The organism is Microbacterium sp. T2.11-28 (assembly GCF_950097975.1).
In the GTDB taxonomy this organism is placed as follows: Bacteria; Actinomycetota; Actinomycetes; order Actinomycetales; family Microbacteriaceae; genus Microbacterium.
This window is the reverse complement of sequence record NZ_CATNHF010000030.1, coordinates 131,355-154,874: the sequence shown is the minus strand read 5'-3', so window position 1 is coordinate 154,874 and position 23,520 is coordinate 131,355. Positions and strand designations below refer to the sequence as shown.

26 protein-coding genes are annotated in these 23,520 nt (G+C 71.9%); 14 read left to right on the top strand and 12 right to left on the bottom strand.

The annotated features are described in order from the left end of the window. Positions 1-43: 43 nt before the first annotated feature. From QQZ13_RS14570 to QQZ13_RS14560, 3 genes are all read left to right on the top strand, one after another. The gene (locus QQZ13_RS14570; protein ID WP_284530144.1) at positions 44-442 is read left to right on the top strand and encodes a helix-turn-helix transcriptional regulator; all 399 of its coding nucleotides are present in this window, start codon (positions 44-46) and stop codon (positions 440-442) included. A 175-nt stretch (positions 443-617) separates the two neighbouring features. Beyond that, positions 618-809, top strand: a complete 192-nt coding sequence (locus QQZ13_RS14565; protein ID WP_144806169.1) for a helix-turn-helix domain-containing protein — start codon at positions 618-620, stop codon at positions 807-809. Positions 810-891: 82 nt separating this feature from the next. Further along, a complete protein-coding gene (locus tag QQZ13_RS14560) occupies positions 892-990 on the top strand; it encodes an AURKAIP1/COX24 domain-containing protein (protein ID WP_003792170.1) in 99 nt (32 codons plus the stop codon). Positions 991-1,076: 86 nt separating this feature from the next. Here the strand turns inward: QQZ13_RS14560 and QQZ13_RS14555 are convergent, their stop codons facing one another. Beyond that, positions 1,077-2,237: a mechanosensitive ion channel family protein gene (locus tag QQZ13_RS14555; RefSeq protein ID WP_284530134.1), complete on the bottom strand. Its 1,161-nt coding sequence runs from the start codon at positions 2,235-2,237 to the stop codon at positions 1,077-1,079. Between the two features lie 120 nt (positions 2,238-2,357). On the opposite strand from QQZ13_RS14555, the gene QQZ13_RS14550 reads away from it, so the two are divergent. Both QQZ13_RS14550 and QQZ13_RS14545 read left to right on the top strand, forming a co-directional pair. Beyond that, a complete protein-coding gene (locus QQZ13_RS14550) occupies positions 2,358-2,603 on the top strand; it encodes a glutaredoxin family protein (RefSeq protein ID WP_284530133.1) in 246 nt (81 codons plus the stop codon). A 41-nt stretch (positions 2,604-2,644) separates the two neighbouring features. Then, positions 2,645-2,947: a Dabb family protein gene (locus tag QQZ13_RS14545; protein WP_284530132.1), complete on the top strand. Its 303-nt coding sequence runs from the start codon at positions 2,645-2,647 to the stop codon at positions 2,945-2,947. Positions 2,948-2,963: 16 nt separating this feature from the next. Here QQZ13_RS14545 and QQZ13_RS14540 read toward each other — a convergent pair whose 3' ends face one another. The 6 genes from QQZ13_RS14540 to aspS form a co-directional block, all read right to left on the bottom strand. Beyond that, the gene (locus QQZ13_RS14540) at positions 2,964-3,155 is read right to left on the bottom strand and encodes a YegP family protein (RefSeq protein ID WP_284530130.1); all 192 of its coding nucleotides are present in this window, start codon (positions 3,153-3,155) and stop codon (positions 2,964-2,966) included. After that, entirely contained in the window at positions 3,130-4,278 is a 1,149-nt protein-coding gene (locus QQZ13_RS14535; protein ID WP_284530128.1) for an ABC transporter ATP-binding protein, read from the bottom strand. The genes QQZ13_RS14540 and QQZ13_RS14535 overlap by 26 nt, the downstream gene beginning before the upstream one ends. Next, entirely contained in the window at positions 4,275-5,105 is an 831-nt protein-coding gene (locus QQZ13_RS14530; RefSeq protein WP_284530127.1) for an ABC transporter permease, read from the bottom strand. The genes QQZ13_RS14535 and QQZ13_RS14530 overlap by 4 nt, the downstream gene beginning before the upstream one ends. Further along, the gene (locus QQZ13_RS14525) at positions 5,102-5,992 is read right to left on the bottom strand and encodes an ABC transporter permease subunit (protein ID WP_284530126.1); all 891 of its coding nucleotides are present in this window, start codon (positions 5,990-5,992) and stop codon (positions 5,102-5,104) included. The genes QQZ13_RS14530 and QQZ13_RS14525 overlap by 4 nt, the downstream gene beginning before the upstream one ends. Next, on the bottom strand, positions 5,989-7,137 hold the full coding sequence (locus QQZ13_RS14520) for an ABC transporter substrate-binding protein (protein WP_284530125.1): 1,149 nt from the start codon (positions 7,135-7,137) through the stop codon (positions 5,989-5,991). The genes QQZ13_RS14525 and QQZ13_RS14520 overlap by 4 nt, the downstream gene beginning before the upstream one ends. A 141-nt stretch (positions 7,138-7,278) precedes the next feature. Further along, positions 7,279-8,619, bottom strand: a complete 1,341-nt coding sequence (gene aspS / locus QQZ13_RS14515) for an aspartate--tRNA(Asn) ligase (RefSeq protein ID WP_284530124.1) — start codon at positions 8,617-8,619, stop codon at positions 7,279-7,281. A gap of 97 nt (positions 8,620-8,716) precedes the next feature. On the opposite strand from aspS, the gene QQZ13_RS14510 reads away from it, so the two are divergent. Genes QQZ13_RS14510 through ccsB form a run of 6 tightly spaced genes read left to right on the top strand, consistent with a single transcriptional unit; the run spans position 8,717 to position 14,319 of the window. Next, positions 8,717-9,367, top strand: coding sequence for a DedA family protein (locus QQZ13_RS14510; RefSeq protein WP_284530123.1), 651 nt, complete (start codon positions 8,717-8,719; stop codon positions 9,365-9,367). Between the two features lie 46 nt (positions 9,368-9,413). Beyond that, on the top strand, positions 9,414-10,046 hold the full coding sequence (locus tag QQZ13_RS14505) for a histidine phosphatase family protein (RefSeq protein ID WP_284530122.1): 633 nt from the start codon (positions 9,414-9,416) through the stop codon (positions 10,044-10,046). Continuing rightward, complete coding sequence (locus tag QQZ13_RS14500) at positions 10,046-10,669, top strand: TlpA disulfide reductase family protein (protein WP_284530121.1); 624 nt, start codon at positions 10,046-10,048, stop codon at positions 10,667-10,669. The genes QQZ13_RS14505 and QQZ13_RS14500 overlap by 1 nt, the downstream gene beginning before the upstream one ends. Continuing rightward, entirely contained in the window at positions 10,666-11,421 is a 756-nt protein-coding gene (locus QQZ13_RS14495) for a cytochrome c biogenesis CcdA family protein (RefSeq protein WP_284530120.1), read from the top strand. Before QQZ13_RS14500 ends, QQZ13_RS14495 begins: the two co-directional genes overlap by 4 nt. After that, positions 11,402-13,195 (top strand): cytochrome c biogenesis protein ResB, encoded by a 1,794-nt coding sequence (locus tag QQZ13_RS14490; RefSeq protein WP_284530119.1) that lies wholly within the window; start codon positions 11,402-11,404, stop codon positions 13,193-13,195. The genes QQZ13_RS14495 and QQZ13_RS14490 overlap by 20 nt, the downstream gene beginning before the upstream one ends. 5 nt (positions 13,196-13,200) lie before the next feature. Beyond that, a complete protein-coding gene (gene ccsB, locus QQZ13_RS14485) occupies positions 13,201-14,319 on the top strand; it encodes a c-type cytochrome biogenesis protein CcsB (RefSeq protein WP_284530118.1) in 1,119 nt (372 codons plus the stop codon). 126 nt (positions 14,320-14,445) lie between these two features. Here the strand turns inward: ccsB and QQZ13_RS14480 are convergent, their stop codons facing one another. Together QQZ13_RS14480 and QQZ13_RS14475 are read right to left on the bottom strand one after the other, a co-directional pair. Then, positions 14,446-16,686, bottom strand: coding sequence for a YhgE/Pip domain-containing protein (locus QQZ13_RS14480; protein WP_284530117.1), 2,241 nt, complete (start codon positions 16,684-16,686; stop codon positions 14,446-14,448). Then, positions 16,683-19,553: an MMPL family transporter gene (locus tag QQZ13_RS14475; protein ID WP_284530116.1), complete on the bottom strand. Its 2,871-nt coding sequence runs from the start codon at positions 19,551-19,553 to the stop codon at positions 16,683-16,685. Before QQZ13_RS14475 ends, QQZ13_RS14480 begins: the two co-directional genes overlap by 4 nt. Before the next feature lie 143 nt (positions 19,554-19,696). Here QQZ13_RS14475 and QQZ13_RS14470 point away from each other — a divergent pair, with 143 nt between their 5' ends. Beyond that, positions 19,697-20,329: a TetR/AcrR family transcriptional regulator gene (locus QQZ13_RS14470; RefSeq protein ID WP_284530115.1), complete on the top strand. Its 633-nt coding sequence runs from the start codon at positions 19,697-19,699 to the stop codon at positions 20,327-20,329. Here the strand turns inward: QQZ13_RS14470 and QQZ13_RS14465 are convergent. Next, the gene (locus QQZ13_RS14465; RefSeq protein ID WP_284530113.1) at positions 20,326-21,324 is read right to left on the bottom strand and encodes an o-succinylbenzoate synthase; all 999 of its coding nucleotides are present in this window, start codon (positions 21,322-21,324) and stop codon (positions 20,326-20,328) included. The two genes, QQZ13_RS14470 and QQZ13_RS14465, sit on opposite strands and share 4 nt — an antisense overlap. Before the next feature lie 78 nt (positions 21,325-21,402). On the opposite strand from QQZ13_RS14465, the gene QQZ13_RS14460 reads away from it, so the two are divergent. Beyond that, entirely contained in the window at positions 21,403-21,753 is a 351-nt protein-coding gene (locus QQZ13_RS14460) for a PadR family transcriptional regulator (protein ID WP_284530111.1), read from the top strand. Position 21,754: 1 nt separating this feature from the next. Next, entirely contained in the window at positions 21,755-22,741 is a 987-nt protein-coding gene (locus QQZ13_RS14455) for a permease prefix domain 1-containing protein (protein ID WP_284530109.1), read from the top strand. A 1-nt stretch (position 22,742) separates the two neighbouring features. Here the strand turns inward: QQZ13_RS14455 and QQZ13_RS14450 are convergent, their stop codons facing one another. Both QQZ13_RS14450 and QQZ13_RS14445 read right to left on the bottom strand, forming a co-directional pair. After that, the gene (locus QQZ13_RS14450) at positions 22,743-22,925 is read right to left on the bottom strand and encodes a hypothetical protein (RefSeq protein ID WP_284530107.1); all 183 of its coding nucleotides are present in this window, start codon (positions 22,923-22,925) and stop codon (positions 22,743-22,745) included. 35 nt (positions 22,926-22,960) lie between these two features. Next, positions 22,961-23,209 (bottom strand): hypothetical protein, encoded by a 249-nt coding sequence (locus tag QQZ13_RS14445; protein ID WP_284530106.1) that lies wholly within the window; start codon positions 23,207-23,209, stop codon positions 22,961-22,963. Positions 23,210-23,520 lie beyond the last annotated feature (311 nt).

Genomic DNA, 23,520 nt, shown 5'->3' with positions numbered 1-23,520 from the left:
GTTGTCATGGTACTCCGACGCGCGCGCGGGCTAACCTAAGGGCATGGCGGACATCTTCGACGTGATCGCCGACGGCACTCGTCGGGACATCCTGCAGCTGCTGCGCGAGCGCGGCAACGGCCGGGGGACCAGCGTGTCGCAGATCGTCGCCGAGCTCGGGGTGAGCCAGCCCACCGTGTCCAAGCACCTGAAGGTGCTGCGCGAGGCGGAGCTGGTCTCGGTGCGCGAGGAGGGCCAGCACCGCTACTACAGCCTGTCGCCGGCGCCGCTGGACGCCGTCGACGAGTGGCTGATGCCGTTCGTGCTGGAGGAGGAGTCCTCTGCCACCGCCGGCGTCACCCTCCCCGAGCCTGCCGCCGCAGCTGCCGATCTGGTCGGACGCGCCGCGGCGACGACCAAGCACGCGTTCGAGAACGTCCTCAAGCGCATCCCCGGTCGGTAGACCTGCCGGCGTCGCGTCGCCCGGGAGTTCGGCGGCGACGCCCGCTCCCCGTTCATCACACGGACCACAGAGGTTTACACGCGTCCCACCGACCCCCTAGGCTGGGGCGCACAGCACGACTGGGAAAATCGGTGCTGCAAGACACAGCACTACTGGGTTGAGCTGGGGAGATGGGATGCCGGAGTTGTCTGACGTGCGCTTTCTGACGGTCGCGGAGGTGGCCGATCTCATGCGCGTCTCCAAGATGACCGTGTACCGACTGGTGCACGCCGGCGAACTGCCCGCCGTCCGCTTCGGTCGCAGCTACCGCGTGCCGGAGACGGCGGTCACCGCTGCCCTGCAACGTCCCATTGCCGACGTCGGCTAGACTGTCACGAGGCATTTTTCTCATTGCCTGATCCCGGACGCGAAACGATCGCGTCCAGACCCCTGACGTAGTGAGGTTTTCCGTGGGTTCTGTCATCAAGAAGCGCCGCAAGCGCATGGCGAAGAAGAAGCACCGCAAGCTGCTTCGCAAGACTCGCCACCAGCGCCGCAACAAGAAGTAAGTCGCGGCCGAAACACCGAGCGCCCCGGATCCTCGCGGATCGAGGGGCGCTTCGTGTTCCGCGGCCACCTGCCCCGGGACCGCCGCTCAGGCGTGCGGGTCGGTGACGACGGGGATCGCCTGCGTGAAAGCGCGGTGGCGCTCCTCGGCCTCGGGCGAGCCGCTGAACACGCCCTCGGCGGGCGCGGACGACTGCGGGGCGCGCGACGGCTTCTCCGCGTTCTCGGCGACGAGCACCCGCTGGGCCGGCAGCGCGGTGGGCGCGGTCGTGCGGAGGTAGGTGACCAGCTCCTCGCGGATGAGGCAGCGCAGGTCGAACAGCTGCCCCGAGTCCGCGGCGCTGACGAGCACCCGCACCCGGATCGACCCGGCGGTGGCGTCGGTGACCTGCACCACCGAGGTCCGCCCGTCCCACAGCGGCGTCTCGGCGAGCACCTCGCCGAGACGCGCGCGGATGCGGTCGACCGGGGCGCGCCAGTCGAGGTCGAGGTCCACGGTGCCGAGGATCTCGCTCCCGTGGCGCGTCCAGTTCTCGAACGACTGGGTCGTGAAATAGGTGCACGGCAGCACCAGGCGGCGCTGATCCCAGAGGTCGACGACGACGTAGCTGAGGGTGATCTCCCCGACCCGGCCCCATTCGCCGTCCACGACCACCACGTCGTCGACGCGCAGCGCGTCGCTGAAGACGAGCTGCACGCCCGCGAACACGTTCGCGAGCACCGACTGCGCGGCGAGGCCGGCGACGATCGAGGCGATCCCCGCGGATGCCAGCAGGCTCGCGCCGACGGTCTGGACGGCGGGGAACGTGAGGAGCACGGCCGAGACGGCCACCACGATGATGAGCGCGATGCTCAGGCGCCGGACGATCAGCGTCTGAGTGCGGATGCGGCGGGCCTGGCGGTTGTCGGGGACGTCGATGCGGAAACGGCCGAGCATCGCGTCGGTGGCCACGAGGTCCAGGCTCACGAGCATCCAGGCGACGAGCGCGATCGCGACGATGCCGATCGCGTGGGCGATCACGCCGGCGGCGGGCGCCTCGGCGGGATAGGCGAGCACGAACGCCACCCAGACGGCCAGGAGCGCCGCGAGCGCGCGGAACGGCCGCCGGGCGCGGCGGGTCAGCGCGGTCGCCCACGCCTTCCGAGCGCCGAGCCTCCCGGTCACCACGGTCACCACGATCACCGTCACGGCGGCGACGATCAGGCAGATCGCCAGGGTGATGCCGAACCGCATCCACTCATCCCACATCGGCTCATCCTCTCTCGGCCCGCGAGCGCGGGGAGCCACCGTAAGCAGAGCACCCCACCCGGACGCAAACCCGACCCGCCGGCGACCCCGCCCGGGGGGAGGATGCGCGAGGATGGAACCGTGACGCGCGTGACGATCATCACCAAGCCCGACTGCCATCTGTGCGACGTCGCGCGGGAGATCGTCGAGACCGTGGTGGCCGAGCTTCCCGAGCCGGAGGGCATCGACGTCGAGGAGCTCTCCATCCTCGACGACCCCGCACTCCATGCGCAGTGGTGGGAGAAGATCCCGGTCGTCCTCGTGGACGGCGCCTTCCACGCGCACTGGCGCGTCTCGCCCGAGCGGCTGCGCGCCGTCCTGACCTGACCCCGCCCCGCCCGACCGACCGACCAACGAGGGAGATCCCGATGACCATCCGACACGTCGTGGCCTGGAAGCTGACCGCGGAGGATCCCGACACGCGCGCGGCGCAGGCGGCGGAGGTGGCGCGGCGCCTCACCGGGCTGGTGGGCGTCGTCCCGTCGATCCGCTCCCTGTCGGCGGGCCCGAACGCCGCCTACGCGCACCAGAACGTCGACGTGGCGGTGGTCATCGACTTCGACGACGTGCAGGGGCTCGACGACTACCAGACCCATCCCGCCCACCAGGAGGTCGCCGCCTACATCCGCAGCGTGGTCGGCGACCGGATGGCGGTCGACTTCGAGGTCTAGGAGGCCGCCGCGGCGGCTACGCGCGGTCGACGACCTCCGCGACCGGTGCGTTCGTCTTGACGGACTCGATGCCGTTCAGGGCACTCGCCTTCGAGGCGTACCCCTCACTGGACGCGATGACCTGACCGTTCGACGCCGTGAGGTCGAAGCGCCACTGACCGCCCTTGTCGGTGAAGAGCTCGCTAGTGAGCGGACGCCTCCGGTGCATCGACCTCGACACGGGGTCGGACGACCACGGGGGTGTCCGTGAACGCGATGCGCACCACGTCGTCGTAGTCGGCGCGCTCGTCGGCCGCGTGCTGGACGGTCACGAGCGTGCCGTCGCCGGTGCGGACGAGCGTTCGGCGGAAGCTGCCCAGGAACGTGCTCTCCTGCACCGTCGCCGTGACCCCGCCCGTCGCGACGAGCCGGACGTTCTCGGGGCGGACGAAGACCTCGACGGGACCGTCGTCCGCCGGCGCGAACTGCAGCGGCAGGCGCTCCGACCACACGTGCACCTCCCGTCCGCGCACGATGCCGGGCACGAGGCTGGAGACCCCCACGAACGCGGCGACACCGGGTGTGGCGGGACGGAGGTAGAGGTCCTCCGGCGTGCCGATCTGCTCGATGCGACCCGCGTTCATCACGGCGATCCGGTCGGAGACGGCGAGCGCCTCCTCCTGGTCGTGGGTCACGAAGACGGTGGTGATGCCGAGCCGGAGCTGGATGCGGCGGATCTCGTCGCGCAGCTGCACACGGACCTTCGCGTCGAGTGCCGACAGCGGCTCGTCGAGCAGGAGCACGCGCGGCTCGGTGACCAGGGCGCGGGCCAGGGCCACGCGCTGCTGCTGGCCGCCCGAGAGCTGATGGGGGTAGCGGTCCGCCAGGTGGTCGAGGCCCACGAGCGCGAGCGCGTCGTCGGCGCGCCCGGCGGCCTCCCGCTTCGCGACGCGGCGACGCCGGAGCCCGAAGGCCACGTTGTCGATGACGCGCAGATGCGGGAAGAGCGAGTAGGACTGGAACACCATGCCGATGTCGCGCCGGTTGGTCGGGATGCCGGAGACGTCGCGGCCGCCGAGGAGCACCGCGCCGCCCGAGGAGGGCTCCAGCCCCGCGAGCACGCGCAGGGCCGTCGTCTTGCCGCAGCCGGAGGGGCCGAGCAGCGACACGAACTCCCCGGGGGCGATGTCGAGACGGAAATCGTGGAGGACGCGGGTCGGGCCGTAGTCCTTCGTGACCCCGCGGAACTCCACGCGGGTGCCCTCGCCGGCGTCGGCCAGGAGGAGGTTGTCGGAGGTGCGGGGCAGAGCGCGGATCGTCCCGGCGGCGGGCGGCAGGTCGGTGGCGGTCATGAGAGGGTCCTTCCGGTGCGTGACCGTGCGGCGCGGGAGATCGCGAGGAGGAGGAGGAAGACGAACAGCAGGGACAGCAGGGTGAACATCGCCGAGGCGTAGGGATCGATCTTGTTGGCGACGACCAGCGCGGTCTGGAGGACCTGGCGGTTCAGCAGCGAGGCGATCGTGAACTCGCCCAGCACGACGGCCACGGAGATGAGCGAGGCGGCGAGCAGGCCCTGACGGAGGTTCGGCACCAGCACGTGCACGATGACCTCGAGCCAGCTCGCGCCGAGCGCGCGGGCCGCCTCGGCGAGGGTCTTGAGGTCGACCGCGCCGATCGACGCCCGGATCGACCGGTAGGCGAAGGGCAGCACGGTGATGCCATAGGCGAAGGCGAGGGTCCAGGCACCGGTGCCCAGTGCCCGCCCGATCTGCAGATAGATCGGGGCGAGTCCGACCACCAGCACGATCGCCGGGATCGAGATCGGCAGCAGGGCGACGAACTCGAACGCGGCCCCCAGCCGCGGGTAGCGCAGCTCGATCAGGATCATCGTGGGCAGCAGCACGATGAGGACGATCAGGACGGTCACGACCGCCAGGACCAGCGAGTTGCCGAGGCCGGTCCAGATCGGTGCCAGCACCTGGGTGTTGCCCGGGTCGAAGACCCGGATCCAGTTGGCCGTCGAGAGACCGCCCGTGAGCGGGTCGCGGAACGTGTACAGCAGCGTCGCGAGGAGCGGGACGGCGAAGAGGACGCCGACGGTCAGTCCGATGGCCCAGCGGGTGGCGCGCGCCGGCTCGAGTCCGCGCGGCGCCCTGCCGGAGGCGGTCGTGGCGTTCACGACTGCCACCGTGCCGCCCGCGAGCGGATGGCCGTGTAGAGCCACATGACGAGGCCCACCACGACGATCATGCCGAGCGCCAGCGCGCCGGCCAGGTTCTCGCGGCCGAGGACGGTCTCGCTCGTGAGCGCCGCGCGGATCTGCAGCGGGACGATCTGGGAGCCCTGACTGGCCAGCGCGGCGGCCGTCGCGTACGAGGAGAACGCGTTGGCGAACAGCAGCAGGAAGCTCGCGAGGAACGACGGCGCGAGGACGGGAAGGCCCACCCGCATCCAGAAGCTCGCGCGGGTGCCGCCCAGCACGAGGTTCGCCTCGGTCCACTGCGGCTTCAGCGCCGACAGCGCCGGGAGGAAGGTGATCACCATGAGCGGCACCTGGAAGTAGACGTAGGGGAGGATCAGCCCGGGGAGCGAGTAGAGCCAGGCGCCCGGCTGGATGTCGATGCCCAGCCCGTCGCGGAGCAGGACCGTCACCACGCCCTGCACGCCCAGGGTGGCGATGAACACGAAGGCGAGCATGACGCCGCCGAACTGGGCGAGGACGCCGGTGGCGGCGTCCAGGGTGCTGCGGACGGCGCCGGTGGGCGGCAGCCCCAGCGCGGCGTAGCAGACGAGGGCGCCGACCACGGCGCCGATGGCGGCCGTCAGCAGGGACAGCCACGTCGTGTTCGCGAAGGCGGTGACGATCACCGGGTCGGCGAGGGCGGTGATGTTCGCCCAGGTGAACGCGCCGTCGCCGTCGAGGAAGCCGGTGGAGATCGCGAGGATCGTGGGGAGAGCCAGGAACAGCGCGAGATACACGGCGAACGGCGCGAGGCCGAGCCACGCCCACGAGCGCACGCGCACCGCGCGCACGCTCGTGGGCGTCGTCAGGACGTCGGAGGTCACTGGACCGCCGACGCCCACTTCTCGCCGAGCAGCGTGCCGGCCGCGGTGCTCTGCGCCTCGGTCGGCACGACCGTCGTCGCCGGCGCCGTGGGCAGGGCGGCGGCGAGGTCGGCGTCGATCGTTCCGGCCGCGGTCATGGCCTCCATGCGGGCCGGGCGGGCGCCGCCCTTGAGCCAGAGGTTCTGGACCTCGTCGCTGTAGAGGAACTCCTGCCAGAGGCGCGCGGCGGCAGGGTTCGGCGCGTCCTTGTTGATGGCCTGGTTGTAGTACCCGGCGTACCCGGTGCCGTCGAACACGCGCACCTTCCATGCCGGGTTGGTGGTCGCGTGGGTCGCGTTGAGGTAGTCCCAGTCGAAGACGACCGGGGTCTCGCCGCTGGTGATCGTGCCGGTCGTGACGTCGACCTTCAGCAGGTTGCCGGCCTTCTGCAGCTCGGCGAAGAAGTCGATGCCGGGCTGGAAGTCGTCGAGGGTCCCGCCGCTCTGCACGGTCGCGAGCCCCACCGCCGCGAAGGCGGCTCCGGCCTGGGTGGGATCGCCGTTGATGGCGACGGAGCCCTTGTACGCGGCGCCGAGGAGGTCCGTGAGCTCGGCCGGCTCGTCGAACCGGCTCGAGTCGTAGCCGACCGACATGTAGCCGCCGTAGTCGCCGACGAACAGCCCGGAGGGCTCCTTCAGGGCCTCGGGGATGTCGTCCCAGGTCTGCACCTTGTACGGAGCGAAGACGTCGGTGTTCTGGAGGGCGACCGTGAGTCCGAGGTCGAAGACGTCGGGCGCCGTGTCGAGCCCCTCGTTGGTCTGCGCGGCCTGGATCTCCTCGGCGCTGGAGATGTCGGGCGACTGCTCGGTGACCGTGATCTCGGGGTAGCGCTCGGTGAACAGATCGATGATCTCGCCGTAGTTTGCCCAGTCGCGGGGAAGGGCGATGACGTTGAGCTTGCCCTCGGCCTTCGCGGCGGCCTCCAGGTCGGCGAGGGTGCCGAAGTCGGCGAGGCTCGTCGCCGTGGCGGCGTCCGAGGTGGCGGCGCCGTCGGTGGAGCCGGCGCCGGGCGTGCCGGCATCGGTGGCGCAGCCCGCGAGGGCGAGGGCGGCGGCGGTCGTCAGGGCGAGGGCGACGCCCAGGCGTCGCGCACGGGTGGTGGACATGTGGTTCCTCTCGGGTGTCGCACGGGCGCGCGCCGGAAGGCGCTGCTCGTGCGGGGACGAGAGGAAGCTACGGACGCCGGGTGACCACCGGAGGCGCGTCGGGTGAACCGGCGGTGACCGTCCGCTGACGGGTCGCGGACGTCAGGGAGCGAGGCGTGTCGGACCGCGGAAGAGGTAGGTGACCTCGCGGATGGAGTCCTGACCGAGCAGCAGCATGAGCACGCGGGCGAGGCCCATGCCGAACCCGCCGTGCGGCGGCGCGCCGTAGCGGAAGAAGTCGAAGTAGAACGCGAGGTGCTCGGGGTCGAGCCCCTTCTCGCGCGCCTGCACCTCGAGGACGTCCACGCGGTGCTCGCGCTGCGCGCCGGTCGTGATCTCGACGCCCTTGTAGAGGAGGTCGTACGACTTGGTGAGCCCGGTCTCGGGGTCGCGCATGTGGTAGAACGCGCGGATCTCGGGGTGGTAGTCGGTGATGAACACGAACTGGTGCCCGTACGTCTCCTCGACGTGAGCCGAGATCTGCCGCTCGCCCTCGGGGTCGAGGTCGCCGTCGGTGCGGGGGATCTCGTACCCGCGCGCCTTCACGATCTCGCGCGCCTCGGCCAGCGGGATGCGCGGGAACGGCACGGCGGGCACGACCACGTCGATGTCGAACAGTTCCTTGATCTCGTCGCCGTGCTTGTCCTTGACGGCCTGGATCGCGGTCTGCAGGAGCTCCTCCTGCATCACCGCGACGTCCTCGTGCGAGTCGATCCAGCTGATCTCGGCGTCGATCGAGGTGAACTCGGTCGCGTGACGGCTGGTGAACGACGGGTCGGCGCGGTAGACGTCGCCGATCTCGAAGATCTTGCCGAAGCCGGCCGACTGCGCCATCTGCTTGAAGAACTGCGGCGACTGCGCGAGGTAGGCCGTCTTGTCCTCGAAGTAGGGCACCTCGAACAGCTCGGCGTTGGACTCCGAGGCCGAGGCCATGAGCTTCGGCGAATGGATCTCGATGTAGTCGCGCTCGATCCAGTAGGACCGCATCGCGTGCTCGAGGGTCGTCTGCACGCGGAAGACGAGGTTGTTGCGACGCTGACGCAGGTCGAGGAAGCGCCAGTCCATGCGCTTGTCGAGCCCGCTGTCGGCGGCGATCGGGGTCTCGGGGAGCGCGGCGGCGGCGATCTCGAGCGCGCCGATCTTGATCTCCACGCCGCCGAGCTTGACGCGCTCGTCGTGCTTGAGGTCGCCGGTGACGGTGAGGAAGGTGCCGGTGGTCAGCTCCGAGATGAGCGCCGTGAGCGCGAGCGCGTCGGCGTCCTGGGCGGAGTTCTCGGGGTCGGGACGGGTCGCGGGGTTGACCAGCTGCACGGCTCCGGTCTCGTCGCGCAGGATGACGAACTGGACCTTCTTCTGATCGCGGACGGTCTCCACCCATCCGGACACCGAGACGGCGCCGTCTTCACGGGACTGCAGCTGGCTGACGAGAACGCGTTCACTCACAATCGGCCAGTCTACGCGGCGGGGCGCGCCCGGCCCGCCCGCCGGTGCACGGCTCCTGTACAGGTTCTGGAAACCTTCGACCTCTACCGTCGAGGGCATGGCGGCGGCATCGGACGGATCCTGGCTCACGACGCTCGTCGACGCGGTCGTCTCCCTGATGGACGTCATCGGCGCCCCGGGCGCGGGCATCGCGATCGCGGCCGAGAACCTGTTCCCGCCGCTGCCGAGCGAGGTGATCCTGCCGATGGCGGGGCTCGCGGCATCGCGCGGCTCCTTCAGCCTGGTCGAGGCGCTCGCCTGGACGACGGCCGGATCGGTCGTCGGCGCGTTCCTCCTCTACGGGATCGGCGCGTGGCTCGGTCTCGGCCGGCTGCGGTCCCTCGCCGCGCGGGTTCCCCTGCTGCATGTCGAGGACATCGACCGCACGGTGGCCTGGTTCGCCCGCCACGGCGGCAAGGCCGTGTTCTTCGGACGCATGATCCCGATCTTCCGGAGCCTCATCTCGATCCCGGCGGGCGTCGTGCGGATGCCGATGTGGCGGTTCGGTCTGCTGACCCTGGCCGGATCGGCGGTCTGGAACACCGTGTTCGTCCTGGCGGGATTCCTCCTCGGCGAGTCCTGGCACGTCGTGGAGACCTACGCCGACATCCTCCAGTACGTGGTGATCGTCGGAACGGTCGCGGGTGTCGGGTGGTTCCTCGTGACGCGGGTGCGCCAGCTGCGCGACCGGCGCGCGGACCCCGCCTGACCCGCTCCCAGCCCGCCCACAGAACGCGCCGCCGTAGACTGAAGGCGTGCCCGCCCACCGCCTCCACCTCGTGCGCCACGGCGAGGTCCACAACCCGCAGCGCGTGCTGTACGGGCGGCTCCCGAACTTCCGGCTGAGCGATGACGGCCGCCGCATGGCGCGGGCCGCCGCGGAGCACGTCCGCGACCTGGGCCGCCCGGTGGCGTCGCTGACGGTCTCGCCGCTGCAGCGCGCCCGCGAGTCCGCGGAGCCGTTCGCGGAGCTGTTCGGGCTCGAGCCGGTGATCGACGAGCGCATCATCGAGCCCACGAACGTGTTCGAGGGGCGACGGATGCGGCGCGCGCTCATGAACCCGCTCAACTGGCACCACCTGCGCGCGCCGGCTCTCCCGAGCTGGGGCGAGCCCTACCTCGAGGTCGTGGCACGGATGGACGCCGCGATGCGCGACGCGTGGGAGGCGGCGCCCGGCGACGCCGACGTCGTGCTGGTCTCGCATCAGCTGCCGATCTGGATCACGCACCTCGCGGTCGCCGGCCAGCCGCTGCGGCACGACCCGCGCCAGCGGCGCTGCGCGCTGTCGTCGGTGACGACGTTCGAGCGCGACGGCGAGGGCTGGCGCGAGGTCGCCTACGCGAGTCCGGCGACGACCTCCGGCGCGATCGACGTGGGGGCCGTGTGATGAGCAGGATCTCCCGTTCCGTCAGGCACCGCCGCCTCACCGCGTCCGTCGCCGCCCTCGTGCTCGCGACGACCCTCGCCGCATGCAGCAACACGGCCACCGGGATCGCCGAGGGCTACAAGCAGGGCACGAATCAGGGCTACGTCAGCGGCGACGGCAGCGTGCAGGAGATCCCCGTGTCCGAGCGGGGCGAGTCGCTGACGTTCACCGGCACGGCCGTGGACGGCTCGACGGTGAGCGACGAGGACTTCGCCGGCGACGTGCTGGTGCTGAACTTCTGGTACGCCGGCTGCGGCCCGTGCCGTGTCGAGGCTCCCCTCCTGGAGTCGGTGTCCGGGCAGACCGCCGATGCCGGAGCGCACTTCCTCGGGGTGAACATCTACGACGGCCCGGAGCAGGCGACGGCGTTCGAGAAGACCTACGGCGTGACCTATCCGTCGCTGCTGGCCCGCGAGGACGCGGACCTCAAGCTCGCCTTCGCCGCGTGGACCCCGCTCAGCGCGGTGCCGATCACGCTCGTCCTCGACACGCAGGGACGGGTCGCGGCGCGGTTCATCGGCGCGGTGCAGAGCGAGTCGATCCTCCGCACGATCGTCGACGACGTGCTCGCGGAGGACGCGTGAACCCCGGAGCCGTCGTCTTCGACGGAGCGCTGTGGCTCGCCCTGCCGATCGCCCTGCTGGCGGGCCTGGTGTCGTTCCTCTCGCCGTGCGTGCTGCCGCTCGTCCCGGGCTACCTGGGCTTCCTCGGCGGCGCCACGACGGCCTCGGCACCGCGCGGCTCCGGCGCCCGCGACGGCCGCGGGCGGCTGCTGCTGGGGGTGCTGCTGTTCATCCTCGGGTTCACGCTCGTCTTCGTCGCGATGGGGGTCCTCGCGGGCACCGTCGGCCGGTTCTTCGTCGTGTACGGCGATCTCCTGACCCGGGTGCTCGGCGTCGTGGTCATCCTCATGGGGCTCGTCTTCCTCGGCGTGTTCGGGATGGCCCAGCGCACCCTCAAGCCGCAGGTGCGCGGCGGGCTCGGGCTCATCGGGGCCCCGCTCCTGGGCGTCGCGATGGGCATCGGGTGGGCCCCGTGCATCGGACCGACGTACACGGCGATCCTGTCCATCTCGCTGACCCAGGCCGATCCCTGGCGGGCGGTCGTGCTCGCCGTCGCCTACTCGCTCGGGCTCGGGATCCCGTTCCTGCTCATCGCGCTCGGCGTCGGCTGGGCGGCTCGGTCGACCGCGTTCTTCCGCCGCCACATCCGCGTCGTCAACATCGTCGGAGGGGTCCTCCTCATCGTGCTGGGTCTGCTCATGGTCACCGGCGCGTGGACCGCCGTCATGTCGTCGCTGACGGGGGTGATCGGCAGTGTCCAGCTCCCGCTCTGAAGCCACCCGCACCGGCCGCGGCGAGTCCGGCGAGTCCGACCCGCTCCGCCCCGACGACCACGCGGACTCCGCCGACGCGGGCGACGCGGGACGGCGCGGTGCCGCCTCGGCGCGGCTCGGGGTCGTCGGCTGGCTGCGGTGGGGGTGGCGCCAGCTGACCAGCATGCGGACGGCGCTCGTCCTGCTCCTGCTGCTCGCCATCGCCGCGATCCCGGGGTCGATCGTGCCGCAGCGGACCGCCGACCCGAACGGCGTCACCCAGTGGCGCACCGACAACCCGGACCTGTATCCCGTGCTCGACGGGCTGCAGCTGTTCGACGTGTACACGTCGGTGTGGTTCTCGGCGATCTACATCCTCCTGTTCATCTCGCTGATCGGGTGCGTCATCCCGCGCACGAAGCACCACTGGAACGCGATGAAGGCGCGCCCGCCGCGCACGCCCGTGCGGCTGTCGCGTCTCGACGACCATGTCGAGACGGTCGTGGAGCTGCCGCGCGACGCGGACGCCGGTGCCGTCGCGGCCGATGCCGTGGCGCTCGCCGAGGCGCAGCTGCGCTCCTCCGGCTACCGGGTCGAGCGCTACGACACGGGGACGACCGCATCGGTCTCGGCGGAGCGCGGGTACCTCCGCGAGACGGGCAACCTCGTCTTCCACGGGGCGCTCGTCGGGGTCCTGCTGTCGGTCGGCATCGGCGGTGGGCTGACCTACACCGGGCAGACCGTCATCACCGAGGGCGACAGCTTCGTCAACTCCATCGGTCTCGGCTACACGTCCTTCAACCCGGGCCGCTTCGTCGACGTCGAGAACCTGTCGCCGTACGCGCTCACCCTCGACCGCTTCGACGTCACCTACACCGCCCTCGGCGAGGCCGGCCAGGGGCAGGCAGGCGACTTCGCGGCCCACCTCACCGTCACCGAGCCCGGGCAGCAGCCCCATCCGGGCGTCGTGCGGGTGAACCACCCGCTCGAGCTCGCCGGAGACCGCATCTACCTGATGGGCAACGGCTACGCCCCGACCATCACCGTGCGCGACGCGGCGGGCGAGATCGTCTTCCGTGAGGATGTCGAGTTCCTGCCGCAGGATGCCAACATGACCTCGCTCGGCGTCGTGAAGGTGCCCGACGGGCTCCCCGAGCAGATGGGGCTCGTCGGCTTCTTCTACCCGAGTGCGGCGTCGCTGCACAGCGGCGCGCTGACCTCGGCCTTCGGTGACCTGCTGAATCCCGTCCTCACCCTCGACGTGTACGTCGGCGACCTGGGGATCGACGACGGGACCCCGCGATCGGTCTACGCGCTCGACACGGGCGGCATGGAGCAGCTCACGGGTCGCGCCATCGACGTCGACTCGCTCGAGCTCGCGCCCGGCGACACCGTCGACCTGCCGAACGGCCTCGGCACCGTGACCTTCGAGGATGCGACCGCCGACGGCGCGCCCGAGGCCGTGAAGCGCTACGTCTCGCTGTCGGTGCACCGCGACGTCGGGGCGCCGTTCGTGCTGGTGTTCGCGATCCTCGCCCTCGCCGGCCTCCTGGCCGCCCTCTTCGTGCCGCGTCGTCGGCTGTGGGTGAAGGCGACCCCCGAGACGACGGCGACCGGAGCTGAGGCGCTGCGGATCGAGTACGCGGGCCTGGCACGCGGCGAGGATCCCGCGATCGCCGCCGCGGTCGCCGACCTCGCCCGCTCCCACGGCGCCGCGGTCGCCGACGTGCTCGGCTCCGACGACCGGCCCGTCCCCGACGGCCCCGCTTCCGACCCCGACCCGAAAGTAGACTGAACCGCATGCCCGACTCCGGTCTGTCGCTCGAAGACGTCTCGTTCCTGCTCGTCTGGACGGCCGTCGCCATCTACGCCCTGGCGTTCATCGCCTACGCCGTCGACCTCGCCCGTCGCAGCGACCTCGCCGTCAAGGCGAAGGACGCCGCCCAGCCGTCCGCCGGGCAGCGCGTGCTCGTGGGCGCGACGGCATCGACCGCGGGGTCCGGCCGCGGCGGCGCCGGATCGGCGATCGACGAGATGCGGGCACAGGAGGCGGCCGCGCTGGCCGACCTCGAGGCGCCGCTCGGTGCGCGCAAGCGGTACGTGTGGGCGCGGATCGGCACCTCGCTGACCGTGCTCGGGTTCCTGTTCCACCTCGGCGGCGACGTGCTGCGCGGCATCGCGGCCGGGCGGGTGCCGTGGGCGAACAACTACGAGTTCGCGCTGACCGGCACGCTCCTCATCGTCGCGGTGTACCTGGCCGTGCTCCTCCGCTACGACCTGCGCTTCCTCGGCTCGTTCATCACGGGGCTCGTCGCCGTCTTCCTCGGCGGCGCCGCCCTCGCCTTCCACGTCGACGTCACGCCGCTGGCCGATCCGCTCAAGAGCGTCTGGCTCGTGATCCACGTGTTCGTCGCCTCGCTGGCCACCGCCTTCCTCGCCCTGGCCTTCGCGCTCTCGGTGCTCCAACTGCTCCAGGAGCGGCGCGAGCGGCTCGCGCAGTCGTCCTCGCTCGCGGCCGCCGGGCCCGCCTCGGCGGCGGAGGCGGCCCCCGCGGCGGATGCTCCCGACGCGCGCGGACGGATGCGGTTCCTGCGCACGATCCCGAGCGCCGACGCGCTCGAGTCCCTCGCCTACCGCTTCGCGATCATCGGCTTCATCTTCTGGACCTTCACCCTGATCGCCGGCTCGATCTGGGCCAACGACGCGTGGGGCCGGTACTGGGGCTTCGACACGAAGGAGGTCTGGACCTTCGTGATCTGGGTGCTCTACGCCGGCTACATCCACGCCCGCGCGACCCGCGGATGGCGCGGCAGCCGTTCGGCGTGGCTCTCGATCGTCGGATTCTCGGCGGTGCTGTTCAACTTCGTCATCGTGAACATGTTCTTCAAGGGGCTGCACGCCTACAGCGGCCTGAGCTGACCCCGCGTCCGCCCCGCACCCGGCACCGCGAGCCGACAAGCTCCGACCCAGCCGACACGTCGCGTGCGCGCGAACCGTGTCGGCTGGGTCGTGGGATGTCGGCTCGGCGGAGGTGCCGGACCTGGCTCAGGCGAGCGCGGGGGCGGACAGGAGCGCCCGCGCGCTGGTCGTCCGCCGCCGCGCGACCGCCACGATCGTGGCGAGGAGGGCGAGGCCGGCCCACACGAGCAGCCCGACGAAGCCGGCGGTCACGCCGCCCGCGGGAGTCAGGGCCGCCAGCAGGGCGGTGTAGGCGGGGCTCGTCGGCATGAGGCCGGCGACCGAGGACAGCACCCCGGGGACGGTCGACACGACGCCGGTGGCGACGGCCAGGACCCCCACGAGCGCCGAGATCCAGCGGCCCGCACCGCCGAACACGGCGACGAGCGCCTGGTTGACGGCGGCGAAGGCGACGCCGGCGACGACGGCGAGCACGGCGAACACCGCCCAGTCGCCCCACTCGTAGCCCGCGGCGAGCTGGACGACCCCGGCCACCAGCAGCCCCTGCGCGGCGCCGATCCCGGCCGCGGGCGCGAGGTTGCGCAGCGCGAGGACCGCGGAGGATCGCCGTGAGCTCAGCGCGTGACGGGGCACCGCCTGCAGCGCGATGAACGATCCGAGAGCGCCGAACCAGAGCGCGAGCGTCGCGAGCAGCGGCACGGCCGACGCTCCGAACAGCGAGGAGCCGATGCCCTCCGCGGCCACCGGGTCGGCGACGACGGAGGCCAGGTCGGTCGCCTCGGCGTCGGTGTAGGACGGGACGGCGGTCGCCGCCTGGTCGAGACCGTCGGCCAGGGAGCTCGTGCCGTCGGCGAGCTGCTCGACCCCGCCCGCGAGATCGTCGGCTCCGCCGGCGGCGTCGCCCGCCCCGGAGGCGAGTTCGTCGGCGCCGGAGGCGGCGGTGCCGGCGCCGTCGGCGAAGGCCGCCGCGCCCGAGGACAGCTGGGAGGCGCCGCTGGACAGCTGGTCGGCGCCGTCGGCGAGCCCGCTCGCCCCGGAGGCCAGCTGATCGGCGCCGGTGGCGAGCTGGTCGGCACCGTCGACGGACTCGTCGAGGCCGCCGGCGATCTGCCCGAGCCCGGATCCCAGAGCTCGCACCGAGTCGGCGATCGTGGTCAGCTGGGCGGCGAGCTCCTGCGGGGCGGCGTCGGCGAGCTGGCCGAGCCCGCCCTGGCTGTACTCGGCCAGGGTCTGCGTGCCCGCGGCCGCCTGCGCGGCGCCGCCGGCGGCGGCCTCGAGTCCGGCCAGCTGATCGCAGAACGAGGGATCGGCGCCGGACGCCGCGCACTGGTCCGCGAGCTGGCTGAGGCCGCCCGCGACGCCGGATGCTGCGCCGGCCGCCGTCGTGGCGGTGGCGGTGGTCTGGGCTGCCAGGTCGGTGAGCTCGGCGGGCACGATGCCGGTCGCGAGCAGCTCGTCGGCGCCGCCGTCGACCCCGTCGGCGATCCGCGTGGCACCGCCCTGCGCGTCGCGCGTGGCGGCGGCGAGCTGGTCGAGTCCGTCGCCGAGGGCACCGGCGCCGTCGGCGACGCCGGAGACGCCCCCGGCGATCCGGCCGGCGCCGTCGGCGATGCCCGACGCTCCCGAGGCGACGCCCTGGGCGCCGTCGCCGAGCTCGGCCGCGCCATCGGACAGATCGTGGATGCCCGAGGCGAGGTCTCCGGTGCCGTCGGCGAGCCGGGTGATCCCGTCGGCCAGCGACACCGCGCCGTCGGCGGCGTCTCCGGCGCCGTCGGCGAGCTGGGTCGCTCCGTCGGCGGCCTCGCCGAGCTGGTCGCCGAGGGTCGTGAAGCCGATGAAGACGTTCTCGAGGTAGGTCTCCGAGAGCTGGCGCCCCATGATCGTGGCGGCCGTCTGCGTCACCTGCGCGGTGATGGCGTCGTCGACGATGAGGCTGTCGGGCGCGGTGGCGACCGAGATGGTCGCCTGCTCGGGCGTGCCGCCGGGTGCGGTCGAGGTGGCCGCGGCGGAGAAGCCCTCGGGAATGGTGATGACGGCGTCGTAGGTGCCGTCGGCCAGGCCCTCCCGCGCGTCGTCGGTGTTGGAGATCGTCCAGTCGAGGTTGCTCTCCAGGTCGTCCGATCCCTCCACGAGACCCGCGGTGAGCTGCCGGCCGAGGGGGACGTACTGATCGTCGATGGTGACCGGCTCGTCGTTGTTGACGATGGCGGCGCGCATGCCGTCGAGGCGGTCGACCGGGTTGTAGAGCGCGGCGATGAGGATGCCGCCGATCACGACGGGGAGCAGGACGACGCCGAGCAGCGTCACCCAGGTCACGGGTCGGCGCGACCGGGCGCGCTCGAGGGTCGTCGCGGGCAGAGCAGTCATGACATCACCTGTGCAGAGGAGGGCGGTTCGGGGGTGGGGAGCACGACGGGCGCGGCGGACAGCGCGAGCGGCGTCACGGTCGGGCGGTGCGCATCGGCGAGGAGGTCGAGCGCGGGTCCGTCGCGCCGGGCCGTGGCGACCACGGTGAGCGGCGAGCCGGCGTCGCCGCGCCGCTCCCTCACGGCGACGGCCGCATCCCGCAGGAGCGCCGCCGCCTGGTCGCGATCGGCGCCGGTGAGGCTGTCGAGGCCGTCGACGACCACCAGGCGCGTGCCGCCGGCCAGCGCCCGCCGCAGCTCGCGCACGGGCTCGGGCGAGCCCTCCAGCAGGGCGACGCCCACGTGCGCGCGCACCCAGGCCGCACGACCGGGCAGCAGGTGGCCGGCGACCCGGAGGCGGCCCGTCACCTGGGTGGCGCCGCCCGCGGCGAGCCGTCCGCCGACCATCAGGGCGAAGGCGCGTGCCGCGCGCGGGTCGGGGGAGGTGACGAGCAGCGTGCCACCGTGCGCCAGCCGGAACGAGACCCCCGAGAAGAGGGTCACCTCGCCGGCGTCGCGGACCTCCGCGGCGCGCACCGCCAGGTCCTCGCCGACGAGCGGGGTGGTACCGGCGTCCTCGGGCCAGTGGGCCAGCGCGAGCTCGCGTTCGACGGCTTCGCCTTCGATGTCGAAGTGGGGCAGGACGCGGTCGAGCCAGCGCGGCATCCACCACGCCCGCTCGCCCAGGAGGGTCATGACGGCCGGGACGAGCGTCATCCGCACGAGGAAGGCGTCGACGGCGATGCCGACGGCCAGCCCGAGCGCGATCGGCTTGATGGAGGAGTCGCCCTCGGGCACGAAGGCGGCGAACACTGCGAACATGATCACCGCGGCGGCGGTGACCACCCGCGCCGAGGCGGTGAACCCGCTCCGGACCGCGGCGATGGCCGTGGCGCGCTCGGCACGGCCGCCGCGGGCGCGACGGGTGTGGACGAAGTCCTCCCGCATGCGGGACACGAGGAACACCTCGTAGTCCATCGCCAGCCCGAACAGCACGCCCATGAGGATGATCGGCATGAAGCTGATGACGGGGCCTGTCCGCGTCACGTGCAAGAGGTCGGCGAACCAGCCCCACTCGAAGACCGCCGCGACCACGCCGAACGCGGCCGCGACCGAGAGCAGGTAGCCGGCGGCGGCCTTGACGGGGACCCAGATCGAGCGGAACACGATCATCAGGAGGATGAGCGACAGTCCGACGACGAAGAGGCCGAAGGGCAGGAGCGCGGCGCCGAGGCGGTCCGAGATGTCGATGCCGACGGCGGTGAAGCCGGTGACCTTGAGGTCCACGCCGTACTCGTCGAGAAGCCGGTCGTGCTGCGCCCGCAGCTCGCGGACGAGGTCTGCGGTGGCGGGGTCGTCGGGGGCGGTCTCGGGGACGATCTGGATGAGTCCCGTGTCGGCCGTCTCGTTGGGGGTCGCGAGGGCGACCTCCTTGACCCCGGGCACCTTCTCGATCTCGGCCTTGAGGTCGGCCATCAGCCCCAGCGGATCGGTCGAGGTGACGATCGTGCCCGTCATGATGAGCGGGCCGTTGCTGCCCGGCCCGAAATGCTCGGCGGTGAGGTCGTAGGCCTGGCGCGCCTCGCTGGAAGGGGGCTGGACCCCCGCGTTCGGCAGCGCCAGGTGGAGGCTGGCCGCCGGGACCGCCACGACGCCCAGGCCGATGACCACGGCGAGCGTGGTGACGACGGGGCGCCGCGTGACGGCCGTGACCCAGCGCTCGGCGAACCCGCGCGCGGGCTTCGCGGCACGGGCCGCCGCTCGCCGGGAGGTGCGGCGGGAGGGCCGCGGCCAGCCCGTCACGCGGCCCTTCGCGAACCCGAGCAGCGCGGGGGTCAGCGTGAGGGCCACGACGACGGCGATCGCGACGGCCACCGCGGCGGCGATGCCCATCGTGGTGAGGAACGGGATGCCCGCGAAGCCGAGCCCGATGAGCGCGATCAGCACCGTCACGCCGGCGAACACGACCGCGGAGCCGGCGGTGCCGGTGGCGCGCGCCGCGGACTCCTCCGGATCGACGCCGGTGCGCACCTGGTCCTGGTGGCGCGCGACGATGAACAGCGCATAGTCGATCCCCACCGCCAGACCGAGCATGATCGCGAGCATCGGGGTGGTGGAGGAGATCGAGGCGAACGCGGTCGAGACGTAGATGAGCGCGATCGCGAGAGCGACGCCGATGAGGGCGCTCGCGAGCGGGAACCACGCCACCGCCAGCGAGCGGAACGTGACGATGAGGACGAACAGGGCGATGAGCACGCCGACCGCCTCGATGAGGCTCAGGGCGGGCACGGAGGTGGAGAAGAGGTCGCCGCCGATCGCCACCTGCGACCCGTCCGGGAGGGCGGCGCGTGTCTGGTCGGCGACGGCGGTGAGCGCGTCCTTGGTCTCTGCCGACACGTCGGTCGCCTGGCCGTCGAACTGCAGGCGCACGATGGCCGCCCGGCCGTCGTCGGAGACGAGTCCGTCGACCATCTCGTCGAACGGGTCGGTGACGGCCAGCACGCCGTCGAGTGCGTCGAAGTCGGCGATCGCGTCGGCGATCACGCCCTCGACCGGGGCCTCGTCGACGCGCTCGCCCTCGGGCGCGACCACGACCAGTTGCGCACTGGTGCCGCTGGCCTGCGGGAAGGTGCGGTCCAGCAGTGCGATGCCCTCCTGGGCCTCGGTGCCGGGGATGGAGAACGAGTTGTCGGTGCCCTTCACGAAGCCGGTGGCCATGCCGACGCCGACGGTTCCGCCGACGACGGCGAGCAGGAGGAGCCAGGACACCAGGACGCGCCACGGGTGACGGTACGACCAGCGGCCGAGGGAGTACAGCAGTGTGGACACGAGCGCTCCGGAGGTGATCGGATCAGGACGAATCGATACAGCGATGTATCCGATACATAGATGTATCGTAGAGGCGTGCGAGGCCGCAAGGCTGAGGATGAGGTGAGAAAGTGGAAGCGACGACGACGGGGTGGGAGGCACGCATGACCGACATCGGTGAGCGTCCGGCATCCCGCCGCCGCGAGCAGACGCGGGCGCGCCTTCTCGACGCCGCCCACGAGGTGTTCGCCGAGGTCGGCATGGACGCGGCGTCCGTCGAGACGATCTGCGAGCGGGCGGGGTTCACCCGGGGCGCCTTCTACTCGAACTTCGAGTCGAAGGAGGAGCTCTTCCTCGCCCTCATCACTCAGCTGGCCGAGGCCAAGCTCGAGGAGGTCGCCGGCCGGGTGCGGGACCTCGATCCCGCCGGGCTCGCCGACCCGTCAGGGCTCGTGCGTCAGGTGGTCGGCGCCTCGCTGGGCGAGCGCATGGAGCCGCAGCTGATCAGCGAGATCCGCACGCAGGCGCTGCGCGACGAGCGCCTGGTATCCGCGTACCTGGCGTGGCAGGAGGCGATGCGCGACCGCGTCGAGGGCATCATCTCCCACGTCGTCGACGGCTTCGGACTGCGCCTGCGCCTGCCCCTCGGCGAGACGGCGCAGCTCCTGCTCGACGTGTCGGACGACACCTGCACGCGGGCCACCCTCGAAGGCCGCTCGCAGGCCGAGATCAACGAGCTGCTCAACGCCCGACTGGAGCGGCTGGTGGTCGCGCTCGTCGAGGCGCCCGGCGTCTAGCCCGCGTCCTCACCCGCGGCGAGGAGCGCGTGGCACCGCTCGAGCCGGGCCAGCCACCACTCGCGCCGAGCCGGATCGGCCGCGTGGCGCGCCAGCAGGTCCTTGTCGACCTCAACGCGACGCGCCTCGATCCGGCCGGCCCGGGGGAGCAGGGGGTCGGCCGTCACGTCGGCGGCGAGCAGGGCGGCGGTGCCCAGGCCGCAGTCGTAGTCGAGGTCCGGCAGCGACGCCGCGAGCATGGCCCCCATCGAGAGTCCGACACTCGTGTCGAGGGCGCTGGAGACCACCACGGGGAGGCCGGCGGCCTCCACGATGGCGCGCGCGCGGGCGATGCCGCCGAGCGGCTGCACCTTGACGACGAGGAGGTCCGCCGCCCCGGCGCGGGCGACCTCGAGCGGGTCGGAGGCCTTGCGGACGCTCTCGTCGGCGGCGATCGGGATGTCCCAGTCGGCGAGACGCCGGCGGAGCTCGGCCAGCTCGCCCACGCTCTCGCAGGGCTGCTCCGCGTACTCCAGGTCGAACTCGGCGAGCGCGTGGAGGGCGCGCTCGGCCTCGTCGACGTTCCAGCCTCCGTTGGCGTCCACGCGGATGCGCCCCTCGGCCCCGAGCGCGTCGCGCACGGCGCGGACGCGCGCGACGTCGTCGGAGAGGTGCTGACCGCGCTCGGCCACCTTCACCTTCGCGGTCCGGCATCCCTCGAAGCGAGCGAGCACCGCCGGCACGCGTCCCGCCTCGACGGCCGGGATCGTGGCGTTGACCCGCACGGCGTCGCGCACGGGCGCGGGCTGGGGACGCCAGCCGAAGTCGATGGCCGCGCTCAGCCATGTGGCCGCCTCGTGGTCGTCGTACTCGGTGAACGGGGAGAACTCGGTCCATCCCTCGGGTCCCTCCACGAGCAGGGCCTCCCGCAGATCGACGCCGCGGAAGCGGGAGGTGAGAGGGAGGGCGACCACGTGCGCGGCGTCGCGCAGCTCGGTCAGCGGGGGGATGCTCATGCACCCATCCTGGCGTGCTTCGCACACACAGCACTGTGTCCTTGACGATAGTGTGTGACACACAGTACAGTGTGAACCATGAGCGATGAGGACATGCCCGATGTCGACGGGCAGACGATCCACCTGCAGGAGCTGCGCCGCGGCACGGTGGTGCTGGCATGCCTGCGGCTGCTGGTGGAGCCCGGGTACGGCTACGGGCTCCTCGAAGCGCTCCAGGCGCGCGGCTTCGACACCGACGCCAACACGCTGTACCCGCTGCTGCGCCGCCTGGAGAAGCAGGGGCACCTGACCAGCGAGTGGAACACCGACGAGGCGCGGCCGAGGAAGTTCTACCGCACCTCCGCCGAGGGGCGGCGCCTGGCCCAGGCGCTCACCGACGATTTCCGCGCGATCGCGGTCGCGATCGACGCACTCCCCGAGGAGGACTGACATGAACGACACCCGTACCCCGCCGGCATCGGCCACGCTCACCGAGCGCTACGTCCAGGCGGTGACCCGCTCCATCCCGGAGTCGCAGCGGGGCGACGTCGCCGCCGAGCTGCGCGGCCTGATCGCCGATCAGCTCGATGCCCGCATCGAGTCGGGCGAGCCCGCGGACACGGCAGAGCGGGCCGTGCTCACCGCACTCGGCGACCCCGACAAGCTCGCCGCCGGCATGATCGACCGCCCGCTGCACCTCATCGGTCCGCGCTACTACCTCGACTGGTGGCGGCTGCTGAAGCTGCTCCTGTGGATCGTGCCGCCGATCGCGGCGTTCGGGATCGCGCTCGGGCAGACGCTCGCCGGTGCACCGCTCGGCGCGGTGATCGGCTCGACCATCGGGGGCACGCTGACGGTCGTCGTGCACCTCGCGTTCTGGACGGCCCTCGTGTTCTTCATCATCGAGCGGTCCGAGGGAGCCGGCACGAAGGCGGACGGCGTGACGAGCCCGTGGACGCTCGACGATCTGCCGGAGATCCACGCCACCCGCGCGCGGTTCGCGGACATGGTCGTGAGCCTGGTGTTCCTCGCGCTCGCCGCCGCTGTCCTCGTCTGGGATCAGCTCGTGGGGCTCGTCTACGTCGACGAGCGCTGGATGTCGTTCCTCGACCCCGGACTGTGGCCCTGGTGGATGGGCGGGCTCCTCCTCGTCCTCGCCATCGAGGCGGCGTTCCAGGTGGTGCTGTACATCAGCCGGCGCTGGACGGCGGGTCTGGCCGTCGCCAACACGGTGCTGAACCTCGTGGTCGTCGTGCCGGCGATCTGGCTGCTGTCGCAGGACGCTCTGCTCAACCAGGACTTCTGGCTCACGGTGGTGCCCGCGCCGGATGCCGAGAAGGTCTACGGCATCCTGTCGGTGCTCACCGGGTTCGGCATCGGCGCCATCGCCCTCTGGGACACGATCGACGGGTTCCTGAAGGCGCGCCGCGCACGCTGAGTCACCCGCCTTCTTCGGGCGGCTCGGGTGGCCGGGGCGGCCGCGCGGAGTCGCGCCGGCGCCTCACGACGGCGTACACGCCCCACGCGATCGACAGGGTCGCGAGGCCGATCGCCCAGACGACGTCCCGCGATGCGATGCCGAGCACGACCGCGAGGGCGAGGCCGACTGCCGCGATGATCATGCGGGGTCCGTAGTCCGATGGTGATGCCTTCCCGTTCATGAGCACCCCCAGAGCGCAATTGCCACGCCGCCGATCGTAAAACCGAATGGCCCGCCCGCGACCGCAGTGAGCCATGTGTAGCCCAGGGATGTCACGCACTTCTGGATCGCCAACTGCTGTGCCGCTGTCGGGGTGAACAGTAAGCCCGCGACGAGCACAACGCTGGCCAAGGCGACATTCAGGCGGCGCCGGATAGTCGAGTTGGCGGTCCCGGGCGCGGTCATCGCAAGAGTGCGCGTCGTCATGATTAGCTCCCAGATGTCGCGCGTGGAGGGCGGTTGCGTTGCCTCGGTTGCATGGTGCTGGTCGGGGATCATCCGCGCAACGCCGGGAAGTCGCGAGTCTGAGCGAGCGCCTTGCGAAATCCCGCAACCGGCTCGCCCTTGACCTGTCGGCATTGACCGCTTGGTGAGAGGCATCGGAGCGACAGAAGTCGTGCGCCGCCTCGCGGCGACGCCGGCCCGCTGTCCCTCGCAGCAGGCAGCCACGTTGCCGCCGCCGGCTGCCGGTCCGACACGCGACGTCACCGGCCGGTTCTCCCACGCCGCGGCCTCTC

Bases quoted from the DNA above. Each gene is read 5' to 3' on its own strand.
- QQZ13_RS14570 (WP_284530144.1), top strand. From the start codon at position 44: ATGGCGGACATCTTCGACGTGATCGCCGACGGCACTCGTCGGGACATC.
- QQZ13_RS14565 (WP_144806169.1), top strand. From the start codon at position 618: ATGCCGGAGTTGTCTGACGTGCGCTTTCTGACGGTCGCGGAGGTGGCC.
- QQZ13_RS14555 (WP_284530134.1), bottom strand. From the start codon at position 2,237: ATGTGGGATGAGTGGATGCGGTTCGGCATCACCCTGGCGATCTGCCTG.
- QQZ13_RS14545 (WP_284530132.1), top strand. From the start codon at position 2,645: ATGACCATCCGACACGTCGTGGCCTGGAAGCTGACCGCGGAGGATCCC.
- QQZ13_RS14540 (WP_284530130.1), bottom strand. From the start codon at position 3,155: ATGCACCGGAGGCGTCCGCTCACTAGCGAGCTCTTCACCGACAAGGGC.
- QQZ13_RS14535 (WP_284530128.1), bottom strand. From the start codon at position 4,278: ATGACCGCCACCGACCTGCCGCCCGCCGCCGGGACGATCCGCGCTCTG.
- QQZ13_RS14520 (WP_284530125.1), bottom strand. From the start codon at position 7,137: ATGTCCACCACCCGTGCGCGACGCCTGGGCGTCGCCCTCGCCCTGACG.
- QQZ13_RS14510 (WP_284530123.1), top strand. From the start codon at position 8,717: ATGGCGGCGGCATCGGACGGATCCTGGCTCACGACGCTCGTCGACGCG.
- QQZ13_RS14500 (WP_284530121.1), top strand. From the start codon at position 10,046: ATGAGCAGGATCTCCCGTTCCGTCAGGCACCGCCGCCTCACCGCGTCC.
- ccsB (WP_284530118.1), top strand. From the start codon at position 13,201: ATGCCCGACTCCGGTCTGTCGCTCGAAGACGTCTCGTTCCTGCTCGTC.
- QQZ13_RS14480 (WP_284530117.1), bottom strand. From the start codon at position 16,686: ATGACTGCTCTGCCCGCGACGACCCTCGAGCGCGCCCGGTCGCGCCGA.
- QQZ13_RS14470 (WP_284530115.1), top strand. From the start codon at position 19,697: ATGACCGACATCGGTGAGCGTCCGGCATCCCGCCGCCGCGAGCAGACG.
- QQZ13_RS14465 (WP_284530113.1), bottom strand. From the start codon at position 21,324: ATGAGCATCCCCCCGCTGACCGAGCTGCGCGACGCCGCGCACGTGGTC.
- QQZ13_RS14460 (WP_284530111.1), top strand. From the start codon at position 21,403: ATGAGCGATGAGGACATGCCCGATGTCGACGGGCAGACGATCCACCTG.
- QQZ13_RS14455 (WP_284530109.1), top strand. From the start codon at position 21,755: ATGAACGACACCCGTACCCCGCCGGCATCGGCCACGCTCACCGAGCGC.
- QQZ13_RS14450 (WP_284530107.1), bottom strand. From the start codon at position 22,925: ATGATCATCGCGGCAGTCGGCCTCGCCCTCGCGGTCGTGCTCGGCATC.
- QQZ13_RS14445 (WP_284530106.1), bottom strand. From the start codon at position 23,209: ATGACGACGCGCACTCTTGCGATGACCGCGCCCGGGACCGCCAACTCG.